A 14477-nucleotide genomic window follows, 5' to 3' on the forward strand; every position below is an offset into this window, starting at 1 on the left:
AAAAAAATAGCACTTTAAAAAGTGCTATTCTGCTCTCCTTGCCGCTTGTTGAATTGGGTCCCACACGCTGTTATATGGTGGTGCATAACTTAAGTCGACGTCTTCTAAATCATGAATGCTCATTTTATTGAAAAGCGCCATCGCAATCACATCAATACGTTTATCTACGCCTTCTTCTCCAATTACTTGCCCGCCCAATAATTGTTTCGTATCGGAGCGATATAGTAATTTCAAGTAAAGTGGTTTTGCATTTGGATAATAGCCCGCCATATTTGTAGAATCTACTTTGACCGTTTTATACGGAATGTGTAGCCCTTTCGCTTCTTTTTCATTTAAGCCTGTTCTTGCGAGTGTCAAATCCATAAATTTAATAATGCCTGTGCCTAACGTACCTTTAAAAGCTCTTCGTTTATCAAGCATATTCAGTCCAGCAAGTCGCCCTTGCTTATTGGCTGTCGTTCCGAGCGGGATATGATCATGAATTTCCTTTATAACGTGGTAATGTGTTGCGCAATCACCGGCTGCATATACGTCTTGCACATTCGTTTGCATATATGCATTTACTTCGATTGCTCCTTTATGATTCTTACGTATATTTGTTCCTTCAAGAAAATCAGTATTTGGTTTCACTCCAACCGATACTAAAACAAGATCTGCTTTATACGTACCTTTATCCGTTTCGACTGCTTCTACTCGTTCATTCCCTTTAAACGCTTTTACATTTTCATTCGTTAAAATTTCAATATGATGCTTATCTGCTTCTTTATGTATGTACTCTGCCATATCTGCATCGTAAATCGTACCGATATGATCATTTCGCTCAATCATTCTTACTTTCTTACCAAGTTCGACGAATGTTTCTGCCATTTCCAGTCCGATTGCACCACCACCAATAATGATTACATCTTCAACTTTATTCGTTTCTAGCGTTTTTAATATGCGCTCAGCATCTGGAATTGTTTTTAAAAGATGAACGCCTTGTAATTCCCGTCCTTCCCATTCCGGCATAACAGGACGTACCCCGGTCGCAATTAATAATCGATCGTACGGAAATTCAAAGACATCTTTCGTCTTTGTATGCTCTGCGTACACCATTTTCTTTTCCGTATCTACTTTCGTTACTTCATGACGCACTTTCGCATCAATTCCATATTTCTCACGAAACGTCTTTACATTACGCGCGATTAACTTTTCCGTTGAAGCGATAGCACCACTAATGACATACGGTAACCCACACTGCGCGTACGAATAAATTTCACCTTTTTCTAAAGTTACAACATTTGCATCTTCATCGTTTCTAACAATTTGCATCGCTGCACTCATACCAGCTGCATCTCCGCCAATAATGACATAGTTCACTTTACCACTCCTTCTTTTTTACATACTCTTTACGTTTTCCATATTTTATAGAAATAACACCTACTTCCATTGTAAAGAAAGAGAATTTCATCTTCAAATTTTGTGCACAAACTTATGCCTGAATAGGTAACTGTCGTGTCTTATAAACAACATGTTTAATATCCTATAACAGTAACCAGTTGAAAGTAGGTGAAACATACATGTGCGCCGGCCTTCTCGTCCAGCTTCCAGAGGAACCGATAGAACCGAAACCCGCCCTCCCGCTTGAACAGGAGTTTACCGTTAGTGTAACTTTATACAGTGCTCGTGCTTGGTTATCTGACAATGACACTTTCTCACAAACTATCTGGAAAGCTACCCGCTTCGCTTCTTCATCACACACTCGCAAGGCCATCTTTCCAGTCGGTACTGTTAAAATTATAAATTTTTCTGACGATACAATAACAGTTACTGCATCCTCAGAATCAGATGATGCTCTTAAAATAATCGTCCCTCCCCATTCTGAAGCTGCTTTAACGTCTAGTTCTTTATCTGATGTGCAAGCCAGTACATCAGGAGGGGCAAGTAAAGTCACATTTCTCTTTCATATCTTTTTCTCTAGGGAACCTGGTCCAGCCAAATAACGATAGAAAAGGTACAGTAATATACACTGTACCTTTTTCCCGCGCTCTATTCTCTTGATTTAATTAGTTCAATATTATAAGTTTCGATATCTGTTAACTTTCCTGTAAAATAAGGATTTTCTCTATACCAAGACTGTTTTGCAAAATACGCTTGCATATCTTTCGTTTGAAAAATATGTCCATGCCTTGCATATATTTCATTTCTAGCAATTTTCAACTGTTCTTTCGATAAATATGTTAAATCTGTGCTCGTTAATTTTCGAATATCACTATCAGGAAAGATGAAACCATTATATACATACCCAGTCGCGGGCGTTGGAGTAACATTATAAACAACTGTTTTTTCTGCACTTTTCGTTTGGAATGGAAGATTATAAGACGAAAGTGCCGTTACCGTCTCTACTTTTGTCGTTTCCCGTCCATTTTCTCCATTTCGTTCTAAATAAATTTTCGCGCTTCCATCAGTCGCTACAGGCCCCCATGTAATTTCTTCTCCTGCGAGCGCTGTAACTGGTTTTTGATTTACGTACAATGTTGCACCAGGCGCGTTCGTTTGAACTGTAATATATTGACCTTGCAACGTTAAATCTACCGTTACGTTATTTTGGCTTTGTTTCATAAGTACAACCTTTTCCTCACGCGATAGTTTTACGTAGTCATTTTTATATTCTGATTGAAACACTTGATTTCCCGGAAGAAATGGCCCATATTGCTTCTCAAACTTTTTGTCATCTGTCTTATCAATTTCTTTTCCGTTCATTTTTAACGATACGTCTTTTTCATTTGAAAGCAAAGTTGCATAGTACGTCTTCGCTTTCAATTTATATCGATCAAATATAAAGAAATACTTTCCGTCTTTCGTTAATGAAAAATCAGCTCTTTCTATTCCGTCCCGTTGTTTTTCACCTTGTCTCAAATATTCTTTTAATTCATTCACGTAAGATGGATTTTCTTTTATATATGAAAATAGAGGCGTTACGCTCTCTCTCGTTATCATAACCGATGGATCATCTGCCGTAACGATCTCAGCTAATTTCTCTCCGTCCCTCTCTTGTAAAATCGTAATCATCCGGTCTACTTGTGCCACCTGCGTATAATACGACAATCCGTACAAATACAATCCAATAATCGCTATAACAAATAGCGCTAACAGTGTAATGTCAACTTTTACACCACCGCTCATGTTCTTCTTTACTACAGAACGTCCCCTCTTCGTCCCGCAGTTTTGACAAAACTGCACACCATCTTCAAACTGAACTCCGCACTTTGTACATACATTCATCCAGTCAACCACCTTTTCATTAGAAGCCAGTTATTCCCTGTGTTAAGGCTTGAATTATCGTGCTAATGTAAGACCAAAGTACAATGAATGTTGCAATTCCAATTAAAACATTTGCAATAATAAGTGTGTAAACGAGATCTAATCCGCCATTGTCTAGCTTTAATACGGCTACAGTTATACTAATCCCTATATAAGTTGCAGCTACGGATAATAATATCGGTAAGAAAAAGATTAATAAGAAACTAAAAAGAAAAGAAAGGACTAATATGACAATAGCCGGCGTCGCTATCGTTCCCCATATACCGAATACTTCAAGAAACGAAAAAGATGATTTCATCATCTTACCACTTACAAAAATAATAAATCCGACAAATAAAGTTAAAATTAATAAAAAGAAAAAGACCGTTATAGATTCTACAAAAAACGTGGGAGTAGATATATCTGGTGCAAATGTTCTCGTAACTGCTGATGCTGCACTCATCATTCTATAAAAAATACATGCTCCTAAAAAACAAATAAGAACAAGACTTACAATTCCATTTCGTACTTCAATAGCGCCGCTTTGCATAATCGCTGTCGGTGCTTGTAATGCATGTTTAAAAAATTGAAAATAGCCGCTCGCAAACCGCTTCGCTTGCTCTACCGTTTCATTTTGCCGAGCTTCCTTTGCTTGTGCCGCACGTGCTTGTTCCGGCCCTTCTTCTTGGCCACTACTTGCCACTACTTCTTCCGTTAACGAATGTCCACAATTCCCGCAAAATTTTGCCTCCGCTGCATTTTCTGTATGACATGACGGACATTTCATTCTCTTATCCCTCCTTAAGGATATACCGTATAGGGTGTTACAAATTCAATATATGAATTTGTACATAAAACATGACTACAAGAAAAAGATTCTGAAATCCTTCTTCCGAAAGAAAATATATGTGCTAGTAATCTTGAAAAAAAATGCTATTATGAAACAGAATAAATAATATTTTTAACAGATTGGATGACTGGCAATGGAATTGGTAAACTCAATTTTTCAAATACTCCTTACAAGCGTAATCCAATTATTATCTTTAATTGGCGTTATCATTGTAATTGGATTTCTATTAGGCTATTTAGAATCTCTCACACGGATGTATTGGTCGAGAGCTTTTGGACGAAAAGGATTCCTATTAACGGCTTGGATCGGTGTTCCTATTCACGAACTTGGACATGCCATTATGTGCGTGCTGTTCCGTCATAAGATTGTAGCAACGCAGTTCTTCCCGACAGATACAAGTCAAGGGGCTTTAGGTTACGTACAACATCAATACAATCAAAAAAGTGTGTATCAACGGATTGGGAATTTCTTCATCGGCATTGGGCCTATTATTTCTGGTATTACTGCATTAATCCTTTTAATGCGCTATTTCGTACCAGAATCATATTTTTTATTTAATACAACTCTCGAAAAAACGATTGCTTCTACTTCTATTAATGTAGAAATGATTCAAAACATGCTCTTGTCGACGTTTGTATTATTGAAAAGCTTATTTACAATCGGCAATTTATTGAATCCTTCCTTTTGGTTATTTTTATTTATCGCCATTTGCATTTCCGCACATATCGCTTTAAGTAAACCAGATATTAAAGGATCAATAGACGGTGTTATCGTCATGTTTATCGTGTTATTTTTATTCAACATAATAGCAGGACTGTTTCAATACGACAGTAATCAGCTAATTGGACAGGTTATGAAATATAATATGTATCTCATTGCGTTTTCTAGTGTGGCACTGCTGTTCTCTTGTCTTTCTACACTCGTTAGTTTTTCGTTTTATAAAATAAGAAGAGGGCGTTCTTTTTGAACGCCCTCTTCTTATTAATTATTCCCCTTATAATCACAATGCTCAACCGGAACGCGAGCATGCCCTTCTTCATCGGTACACCATGACTGTGATTGGAATGCAAGAAAGATACCAATCCATTCTTCTTCCTTTTCGAAGTGAATGAGTATTCCTCCGTCTTGCCATATGCCATCATCACCTTGCCATTTTTCTACATTCCCTTGATTCATATGAATATCATGTATACCGTTTCCTGGTTTGAAATGAAAATAGGAATCTGGTGTATTTTCTTCTGGTCCCCATCTTTCACCAAACGCGTAAATAATTGCTTTTTCTTCTATTGCTCGTTTTATATAACGTTCTATTTTTTCATTTAAATCATTATCTGCTCCTGCTTTTTCGGGAGGCAAAGGAATCATTTGATTTGAGTCAAATAGATTTCCTCTTACATAATCTAAAGCTACTTTCGGTTCATTGTTTTTTATTTCTGTAAAACCGAATGGTAATGTCGGTAAAATATGAATCGCCTCTGACTTAATATTGTTACTCGCAAAATATAAAACTTCTGACGGATAGCTTTGCGATTTTACGTTAATTGCAATACGATAATTTACTCCTGTCTCGCCCTGTAAATGAACTTGATAATGAGGTGTTTTCCCTTTTCCAATCTTTGATTGTATAACTGTACCTTTTAACACACCGTAGTTTTTTAGGGGCATACATTTCATCTCCTATTCATTTAGTAGAAGCTATTCATATTTAAATCATTATCCACTCATAAAAAAAATCCTCCTATGTTAGGAGGATTTTTAATTTCTCAACATATACCAAACAATAACTTCTACCACTACAAGCAAAACCGCACCAAAGATCATTAACGTCGTCTTCTTTAATAGTTCATTTTCACGGTAAGGGATATTACATAAGTAAGCACCTAGTGTAATCCGTGATGGACAAGCAATTGTCGCTACTGATGATGCGGTGTTTTGAAGTGTTGTGACATATTGCCACGGGAGTGCTACGTTTTGTGCGGTTTGCATTTGTAGTTTTATAAACATTGCATTTGATCCTGCGTTACTACCTGTTAAAAATCCACCAATAGCGCCAATAAACGGGGCAACGAAAACGAAAAAATTTCCAAACGTTTCACCAGCGGTTTTTGCAAGTAATAAATGCATACCAGATGCACCCATTAGTTCTGAAATGGCGATAAACATTGTCGTCGTAATCGCAAATGGAATCCATTGTTTTATCGTTTGCGAGAGTGATTGTTTAATAATATGAGATGGTATCCGGAAGAAAATAATAGTAAATAAGCAAGTCATACCGAGCCAAAATCCTGGTGAATACAGCATTTCTAATTTGTAAGAGTATGATTTTAAATCAAGGACTGCATATGATCTGAACAAATCATGTAATGCTGGAACGAGGCGAGAAAGTAAAATACAAACTGTTAGAAATATATAAGGGCTAATAATTTTTATAATGGATACTTCTCTCTCCGTTGCAGCCGCATGTTCTGTTATAAGATTTTGCCCACTTTTTCCTTTTAATTTAATGATAAAAAAGCCAAAGGTAATCGTAACGATAGAACTTAATATCCCGGCTAGTTCAACACTTACGTACGCATTAGAAAGATAGATTCCGAGAGAAAATAATAGAAAGAACCCTACTCCTTCTTTCCACTTTTCTATAACCGCTTGCCAGCCGCCAACAACGTGTAAAGAAAGAATAACGAAGTAAGCAAACATCGGAATACTTAATAGCGCTGTATTTGTGCCAAGTGTTGTAAGAGGCATATTTATTAGCTGCGAACCGATAATCGTACCAGTTGCCATTGCGCCCCATGAACTAGCTAGTAAGCCGATGAATGAGAGTAGTACAGCTTGAAATGGTTTATATCCTAGTGAAAGAAAAATAGGTGCTGCAACCATGAAGCCAATACCGAATCCACTTACTGATTCAATAAGCGGGCAAATGCCAAAACACATAAGCAGCATTTGTAATAAGCGATCCTGAGTAACTGCTTCTAGAAAACGTGCTACTTGATCGATGTACCCCATTTTGTTCATGAGGTGAAATAAAAAAATACCGAAAAATAAAACGTACCCGACAATAAAACAAATTAACCATCCTTTAATCGTTGCGTGCACAGTTTCACTTATCCCTAATTGAAACATTGGCGAGAGTAAAACGATTCCAACAGACACAGCATAAGAAATTAACGAGGACCTTAATGACGTTTGTTTAAATAAAAATAAACAAATGAAAATCATCATAATTGGGATAAGTGCCAACAATATGGCCATGTTATCATCTCATTTCGTTTAAAATACAATTTTTAACTATTATATAACAGATACTATAATTTTCAATTGTTTTTACAACAGATTCAAAAAAGGAACCAAACGGCTCCTTTTCATTCACCCCCATTTTCTATTATCCTGAAAAACTGTCTGCTTTCCGACTATTTCTTTCAACACAACAAACACAATGTAAGTACATATTGCTTGCAATATAATATTCCAAAATTTCATTAATGTAAATGAATGAATCCGTAGAAATAATTCGTTTAATAATACAATCGAAACGATACTAAATAATTCTATACTAATCGAAAATAGACATATTTCTAAAATAGACTGTTCTTGAATGCGATTTAAGTTGGAAAAGATGAATACATACCCTAAAAATAGAGCCATTAACTCTATTTTCGTCATGCTAATGAGCCAAGCGTATAGCGGTACAGTTAAGAATAGATATAGTAGTTTACGTCTTAGCATGCCTTCTCACCCTCTAAATTATATGTATTTTCTGTATATTTTAACATTTATTACGCAAAACAAAAAGAAGAGACTACGCCTCTTCTTTTTGTTTTGTTGCATATATTAATTCACATATTTCTTCTTGCTTTTCATTTTCTAAAAGCTCAATGATCTTACTTCCAACGACAACTCCGTCGCATATTGTAACCATTTCTTCTACATGTTCTTTTGTTGAGATGCCAAATCCAGCGACTACTGGTAAGTTGACGTGTGATTTTACTTTTTCTAAGTAACTATGAATCTCCTCTTTAAAGTTTTGACGTACTCCCGTTACGCCCGCTACTGTAACAGCATAAACGAACCCTTCTGATTCACTCGTAATTTTTTCAATTCTTTCAATAGGACTCGTTACGGTAACGAGTGGAATGAGCGCAATGTTTGCCTCTCGAAGTAACGGCGCAATAATATTTTGTTCTTCATACGGTAAGTCTGGAACGATAATACCATCCACACCGGCCTCTAAGCACTTCTCTACAAATCGTTCTTTTCCGAATGCAAGTACTGGATTTAAATATGTCATGAGTACAAACGGAATTTGCACTTCTTTCCTTACCTCTATTAATGCTTGAAAAATACCTTTTACTGTTACACCGCTATCTAGCGCTCGTTTCCCTGCTCTTTGAATCGTTGGACCGTCTGCGACTGGATCCGAAAAAGGAATGCCGATTTCAACGATGCTCGCTCCTGCTTCATCTAAAAAACGAATTCTTTCTTTTAATTTTTCAAGACCACCATCTCCGCCCATTACATACGGAATAAATGCTTTCTTACCATTTTCAAACGCTGCTTTAATTTTTTCTACTCCCATTTTTTACACCTCTTCCATATAACGTTTTATACTCTCTACATCTTTATCACCACGGCCAGATAAACAAATAACAAGTCCTTCATCTTCCTTCATTTTCGGAGCTAATTTTAATGCATATGCGACAGCATGTGAACTTTCTAGCGCCGGGATAATGCCTTCTTTTTTCGTTAATAATTGAAATGCTTCTAATGCTTCTTCGTCTGTTATCGAATGATAAGAAACGCGGCCAATATCTTTTAGCAAGCTATGTTCTGGACCAACACCTGGATAATCAAGTCCTGCTGAAATAGAGTGTGCTTCTTGAATTTGTCCTTCTTCGTTTTGCAGAAGATACATCATTGATCCGTGTAAAACCCCAACGCTTCCTTTCGTTAAAGTTGCTGCATGTTTTTCTGTATGAACGCCTTTTCCAGCTGCTTCTACGCCGTAAAGAGCAACTTCTTCATCGTGTACGAACGGATAAAACATCCCCATTGCATTACTACCACCTCCAATACAAGCAACGACTGCTTCTGGTAACTTTCCTTCTAACGCCTCATATTGTTTTTTCGTTTCATTTCCAATTACACTTTGGAAATCACGTACAATTTGCGGGAATGGATGTGGTCCGAGAACAGATCCCATAATGTAGTGCGTATCATGCACATGTGAAACCCAGTAACGAAGCGCCTCGTTTACCGCATCTTTTAATGTACCACTACCTGCCGCTACACTTTCTACTTTCGCTCCGAGTAATTCCATTCGGAACACATTTAATTTTTGACGTCTTACATCTTCTTCTCCCATAAAAATGACGCATTCTAATCCGAGAAGAGCACATACAGTAGCTGTTGCCACTCCGTGTTGTCCAGCTCCTGTTTCAGCGACAACTTTTTTCTTGCCCATTCGCACTGCAAGTAGTGCCTGACCGATTGTATTGTTAATTTTATGAGCTCCTGTATGATTCAAATCTTCACGTTTTAAATAAATCTTTGCACCTCCGCAATACTTCGTCAGATTTTCAGCGAAATAAAGCGGTGTTTCTCTTCCGACGTACGTTTTTAAATAATGATTTAATTCCTTTTGAAATGCCTCATCTTGCATCGCTTCTTTATATGCTTCTTCTAGTTCTAGTACAGATTGCATTAACGTTTCTGGAACGTATCGTCCTCCGTATATACCGTAATGTCCTTTTTCATCTGGATATGCGTAGTTCATTTGGAACACTCCTTCGCTTTTATAATAAATTGTTTTATTTTCTCTACATCTTTCTTTCCTTCTGTCTCTACTCCGCTGCTCACATCGACCATATAAGGCCGAACAGTTCGAATTGCTTCTTCTATATTAAGAGCGTTTAATCCACCAGCTAATATCGTTTTCTTTCGCAATTCTTTTGGCATATGCCCAAGTAGTTCCCATGAAAATGTCTTTCCATTTCCTCCATGAAACTTTTCTTTCGGGCTATCAAATAATATATAATCCGTTTCATACCCTTGAGCGTTTTTCATATCACTTTCTGAAGTTACTCCTAGTGATTTTACAGACGGAATATTCAATCTTCTGATTTGATAATTATCTTCATCTCCATGTAGTTGTACATGTGTTAACCCGCACTCATCTGCAATTTTCTGGATCACTTCTACTGATTCATTTACGAAAACACCGATTTTTAACACGTTGGCTGGAAGCTCCTGAATGATTTCTTCCGCTCTCTTTGGAGTGATTTTCCGCTTACTTTCTGCAAAAACAAATCCGAGTGCATCTGCGCCGTATTCGCAAGCACGTTTTGCTGTTTCCATATCAGTGATGCCGCAAATTTTCACTTTCATATATTCACCTTACAGTCTTCAAAAAAGTTACTAATAGAAGATGATGTCATAAGTGCCTCTCCAATTAATACACCTTTTGCTCCTGCTTTTTTAACACGAATAATATCCTCTTTTAAATGAATCCCGCTTTCACTAATCCAAAGTAGTTTCTCCTCATTCAATCTTTTTCCAAGCTTTTCAGTTTGGCTTAAATCTACTTCGAACGTTTTTAAATTACGATTATTAATGCCAATAACGTGCGGATTTAATACAATCGCAGTTTCTAATTCCTGTTCATCATGAACTTCAACAATCGCTTCCAATCCTTTTTCTAACACGTAGCTATACAACTCTTTTAACTTCTCTTTCGTTAACGCTGCTACAATTAGTAAAATAATATCTGCTCCCGCTTCATACGCTCTATCGATTTGAATCTTATCGATTATGAAATCTTTACATAAAAGCGGAATGTTACTTTCTTCTCTTGCTGTTTGTAAATCGTGAAACGATCCTTTAAAAAATTGACCATCTGTTAAAACAGAAACTGCTCCTGCACCACATTTCTCATATGTTCCCACTTGTTTTCGTACGTCAACGTGTAAATTGATATCTCCTTTTGATGGTGATGCTCGCTTTACTTCTGCAATGACAGTAAACTGCTGTAACGCTTCTACAAGTGAATGTGCCTTTCTTTTTGTTTTTACTGGTGTATATATTTCATATAACTCCGCAACTTCCTTTTTCTTCTGTTCTACAATTTTATCTAAAATCGTCCCCACTTTAGTTCACCCTTTCTAATTTTTCGTTGCTTGCTGCAATTAATAAGTTTAATTTGGTTAATGCTTTTCCAGAGTCGATGCTATGTGCCGCGAGTTTAATTCCTTCTTCAATCGTTTCCGTTTTTCCATTTGCGAAAAGAGCTAGACCTGCATTTAATAAAACGGTATCGCGGTAAACACTCTTTTCTCCGCTCAATACTTCAAGCGTAATCTTTGCATTTTCTTTTGAATTCCCCCCTCTAATTTCTTCATTTTTCACTCTTGAAAAACCATACTTTTCTGGATCAATACTCATTTCTACTATTTCATTATCTTTTAAAAGGACCACGTGATTTTCCCCTTGTAATGATGCTTCATCTAAAAAACCACTTCCATTTACGACAAGCGCTTGTTTCCGGCCTAACTTTTGTAATACTTGTGCAACTGGTAATAACATATCTCGTTTATAAATACCGACAAATTGTGTTTCTAAATTCACTGGATTTGTTAAAGGGCCAATTAAGTTAAAGATCGTCGGCACGTTTAACTCTTTTCTTATTTTCATAATGCGCCTTAGTGCTGGATGCATCGCTGGTGCAAATAAAAATGCAATACCTACATGCTCTAGTAAATAATCAATTTCGTTTGGCGTACTACTAATATTTACACCTAGTTCTTCTAATAAGTCTGCACTTCCTGTTTTACTAGAAACAGCACGATTACCATGTTTTGCAACCTTTACACCTGCTCCTGCCAGTACGAATGCTGATGTTGTGCTAATATTAAACGTTTGAGCACCATCGCCACCCGTCCCGCAATTATCCATTGCTCCTTGTATATGGTTCGAAAACGGCAATGCCTTTTCGCGAAGAGCTCGAACGAGACCGTATATTTCTTCTGCAGTTTCACCTTTCGCTTTCAGTAAGACTAAGAAAGCTGCAATTTCACTTTCTAATATGTTTTCACTTAATAAAAGTAATCCTGCTTTATACATTTCCTCTTCTGTTAAATGTTGACCCTCAACTAATTTACGAAGATAGTTATTCATACTCTTTCCTCCTCTTTTACTTCTGTTAAAAAGGCACGTATTAACTTTCCGCCTTCTTCTGTTGCGATTGATTCCGGATGAAACTGTAATCCGAAGAGCGGATAATAATTGTGACGGACTGCCATTATTTCTCCGTCGTCCATCGCTGTCGCTAATATGTCAAAACACTCTGGCAAGCTCGTTTGCTCTGCAACAAGGGAATGATAGCGCATCGCCGTTAGCGGCTGTGTAGCGTATGAAAAGATTGACATTCCGTTATGTTTCACACGCGATGTTTTTCCATGTTTAATACGTTCTGCTCTAACAATGTCTCCTCCAAATGCAGCTATGATCGCTTGGTGGCCAAGACAAATCCCTAATATGGGAACGTTCTTATAAAAATGACGGATGACGTCGATACAAACGCCAGCATCCTCTGGTTTTCCTGGTCCTGGTGAAAGTACAATTCCTCTTGGATTCATCTCTTCTAACTGTTCTATCGTTATTTCATCATTTCTTACAACTACAATTTCTTCTTCATGTTCGCCTAACAGTTGATACAAGTTATATGTGAACGAATCGTAATTATCGATAAGTACAATCATTTCATTACCTCCAAAAGCGCTCTCGCTTTATTTAATGTTTCTTCATATTCAGCTACTGGATCTGAATCGTAAACGACTCCTGCTCCTGCCTGAACGTATGCTTTTTCATCCTTTACGACCATCGTTCGAATAGCGAGCGCCATATCAAGATTTCCTGAAAAACTAACGTATCCAACTGCACCAGCGTATACATTTCTTTTTTCATTCTCTAGTTCATTTATAATTTCCATCGCTCTAATTTTCGGAGCTCCAGAAACCGTCCCTGCTGGTAAGCAATACGCTAACGCATCAAATCCACCCATTTGTTTTCGCAATGTTCCGTAAACTTCAGATACAATGTGCATAACGTGAGAATATTTTTCTACTTTCATATATTTATCTATCGTAACCGAGCCGATTTCGCTCACTCTACCAATATCGTTTCGCCCAAGATCTACAAGCATCATATGCTCTGCTCGCTCTTTCTCATTGCCTAACAGTTCTTTTGCGATTTCCTCGTCTTCCCTCTTCGTTTTCCCCCTCGGCCTTGTACCAGCAATTGGATTCGTCATCACTTTATCCTCCCTTACTGATAGTAAACTTTCCGGCGAAGAACCGAGTACAACATAATCTTGAAAATCGATATAGAACATATATGGTGATGGATTTGCAATTCGAAGTTTTCGGTATAACCCGAATGGATCCCCAATACATTCACTTTGTAAACGCTGTGATAGTACGACTTGGAATATGTCTCCCGCTCTTATATATTCTTTCGCAATTTCTACCATCTCACAAAACTCTTTTTCCGTTATAGAAGAAGTGAATGATAATGGGGATTGTATTGCATTTACTTCAGCTTCTTCTCCTTGTAGCACTTCCTCTTTGTATACTCGTAGCCTTTCGTATACTTCCTCATAATCTGTTGAATCATCTTCCCTGCATACATATACAAACGACAACTTTTGGCGTAAATGATCGTAAACGATAAACTCACGATATAGTAAAAGGTGTACTTCCGGAATATTTAATGGGTCGTGTAAATCCGCTCCAATGTTTTCATACTGTCGAATGACATCATATCCAATATAACCAACTGCTCCTCCGCAAAATGGAAATGGACTGTCTACTTGTGATGGTACGATTACTTCTTCTAACACTTGCAGTACGTTACCTTGTAACTTTTCTGCCCGGCCGTAAATCGTTCGTTCCACTTCCGTACCAACGCTTTTCACTTCTCCATAAGGATTACATCCTAAGTAAGAATAACGCCCTTTATCTTGATGAAGCTGTGAACTTTCTAATAAGAATTTCTTCTTCCCTTTCATACGTCTATATAAAGAAATTGGCGTAATGCTATCTCCTTCTTCTTCAGTGATTACTAAAAATGTCTTTCTCTCTCTTTTTTGTTTTATAAATTCTTCTTTCGTCATCATGTCCTTCACCTCACCCTGAAAAATAAAAAAGTCCCCTACATATCGAAAATATGTAGAGGACGATAAATATACCGCGGTACCACCTCGTGTTGGATGCAAAAGCATCCCGCTTTGTTCAGGTACAAATTTTATACCTTATCCTTGTAACGGCGGAACCCGGGTTGCCTACTAAAA

Annotated in this window: 15 protein-coding genes and 1 other annotated feature (1 of these 16 running past the window's edge); of the genes, 2 read left to right on the plus strand and 13 right to left on the minus strand. The window is 37.3% G+C overall.

Features of this window, described 5'->3' with window-relative positions; genetic code table 11:
• Positions 1 to 24: 24 nt before the first annotated feature.
• A complete protein-coding gene (locus ACTFR8_RS07905) occupies positions 25 to 1359 on the minus strand; it encodes a CoA-disulfide reductase (protein ID WP_087875075.1) in 1335 nt (444 codons plus the stop codon).
• Between the two features lie 200 nt (positions 1360 to 1559).
• Between ACTFR8_RS07905 and ACTFR8_RS07910 the strand changes: the two genes are divergently transcribed.
• Positions 1560 to 1982, plus strand: a complete 423-nt coding sequence (locus ACTFR8_RS07910; protein ID WP_058839296.1) for a hypothetical protein — start codon at positions 1560 to 1562, stop codon at positions 1980 to 1982.
• Between the two features lie 46 nt (positions 1983 to 2028).
• Here ACTFR8_RS07910 and ACTFR8_RS07915 read toward each other — a convergent pair whose 3' ends face one another.
• Together ACTFR8_RS07915 and ACTFR8_RS07920 are read right to left on the minus strand one after the other, a co-directional pair.
• Positions 2029 to 3264 (minus strand): TcaA 3rd/4th domain-containing protein, encoded by a 1236-nt coding sequence (locus tag ACTFR8_RS07915; RefSeq protein WP_252209893.1) that lies wholly within the window; start codon positions 3262 to 3264, stop codon positions 2029 to 2031.
• Between the two features lie 19 nt (positions 3265 to 3283).
• Positions 3284 to 4069 carry a zinc ribbon domain-containing protein gene (locus ACTFR8_RS07920; protein ID WP_000650090.1) on the minus strand — a complete coding sequence of 262 codons (786 nt, stop codon included), beginning with the start codon at positions 4067 to 4069 and terminating at the stop codon, positions 3284 to 3286.
• Between the two features lie 196 nt (positions 4070 to 4265).
• Between ACTFR8_RS07920 and ACTFR8_RS07925 the strand changes: the two genes are divergently transcribed.
• A complete protein-coding gene (locus ACTFR8_RS07925) occupies positions 4266 to 5099 on the plus strand; it encodes a hypothetical protein (RefSeq protein WP_000424530.1) in 834 nt (277 codons plus the stop codon).
• 14 nt (positions 5100 to 5113) lie between these two features.
• On the opposite strand, the gene ACTFR8_RS07930 is transcribed toward ACTFR8_RS07925, so the two are convergent.
• The 10 genes from ACTFR8_RS07930 to trpE form a co-directional block, all read right to left on the minus strand.
• The gene (locus tag ACTFR8_RS07930; protein ID WP_001128613.1) at positions 5114 to 5797 is read right to left on the minus strand and encodes a DUF2278 family protein; all 684 of its coding nucleotides are present in this window, start codon (positions 5795 to 5797) and stop codon (positions 5114 to 5116) included.
• Positions 5798 to 5887: 90 nt separating this feature from the next.
• Positions 5888 to 7387 (minus strand): L-lactate permease, encoded by a 1500-nt coding sequence (locus tag ACTFR8_RS07935; RefSeq protein WP_044584232.1) that lies wholly within the window; start codon positions 7385 to 7387, stop codon positions 5888 to 5890.
• A 114-nt stretch (positions 7388 to 7501) separates the two neighbouring features.
• Positions 7502 to 7861 (minus strand): DUF4029 domain-containing protein, encoded by a 360-nt coding sequence (locus ACTFR8_RS07940; RefSeq protein ID WP_252209892.1) that lies wholly within the window; start codon positions 7859 to 7861, stop codon positions 7502 to 7504.
• 73 nt (positions 7862 to 7934) lie between these two features.
• Positions 7935 to 8711: a tryptophan synthase subunit alpha gene (trpA, locus tag ACTFR8_RS07945; RefSeq protein WP_048568776.1), complete on the minus strand. Its 777-nt coding sequence runs from the start codon at positions 8709 to 8711 to the stop codon at positions 7935 to 7937.
• A 3-nt stretch (positions 8712 to 8714) separates the two neighbouring features.
• The gene (gene trpB, locus ACTFR8_RS07950; RefSeq protein WP_001105015.1) at positions 8715 to 9908 is read right to left on the minus strand and encodes a tryptophan synthase subunit beta; all 1194 of its coding nucleotides are present in this window, start codon (positions 9906 to 9908) and stop codon (positions 8715 to 8717) included.
• Positions 9905 to 10519: a phosphoribosylanthranilate isomerase gene (locus ACTFR8_RS07955; RefSeq protein WP_252209890.1), complete on the minus strand. Its 615-nt coding sequence runs from the start codon at positions 10517 to 10519 to the stop codon at positions 9905 to 9907. Before ACTFR8_RS07955 ends, trpB begins: the two co-directional genes overlap by 4 nt.
• The gene (gene trpC / locus ACTFR8_RS07960) at positions 10516 to 11277 is read right to left on the minus strand and encodes an indole-3-glycerol phosphate synthase TrpC (protein ID WP_000536696.1); all 762 of its coding nucleotides are present in this window, start codon (positions 11275 to 11277) and stop codon (positions 10516 to 10518) included. The genes ACTFR8_RS07955 and trpC overlap by 4 nt, the downstream gene beginning before the upstream one ends.
• A gap of 1 nt (position 11278) precedes the next feature.
• A complete protein-coding gene (gene trpD, locus ACTFR8_RS07965; RefSeq protein WP_087948072.1) occupies positions 11279 to 12304 on the minus strand; it encodes an anthranilate phosphoribosyltransferase in 1026 nt (341 codons plus the stop codon).
• Positions 12301 to 12888: an aminodeoxychorismate/anthranilate synthase component II gene (locus ACTFR8_RS07970; RefSeq protein WP_025967017.1), complete on the minus strand. Its 588-nt coding sequence runs from the start codon at positions 12886 to 12888 to the stop codon at positions 12301 to 12303. The genes trpD and ACTFR8_RS07970 overlap by 4 nt, the downstream gene beginning before the upstream one ends.
• Complete coding sequence (gene trpE, locus ACTFR8_RS07975) at positions 12885 to 14303, minus strand: anthranilate synthase component I (protein WP_033667026.1); 1419 nt, start codon at positions 14301 to 14303, stop codon at positions 12885 to 12887. The genes ACTFR8_RS07970 and trpE overlap by 4 nt, the downstream gene beginning before the upstream one ends.
• A 52-nt stretch (positions 14304 to 14355) precedes the next feature.
• Positions 14356 to 14477, minus strand: a binding site (T-box leader); it runs 123 nt beyond the window's last position.

The organism is Bacillus cereus group sp. MYBK15-3, from assembly GCF_051916765.1.
Lineage (GTDB): Bacteria > Bacillota > Bacilli > Bacillales > Bacillaceae_G > Bacillus_A > Bacillus_A cereus.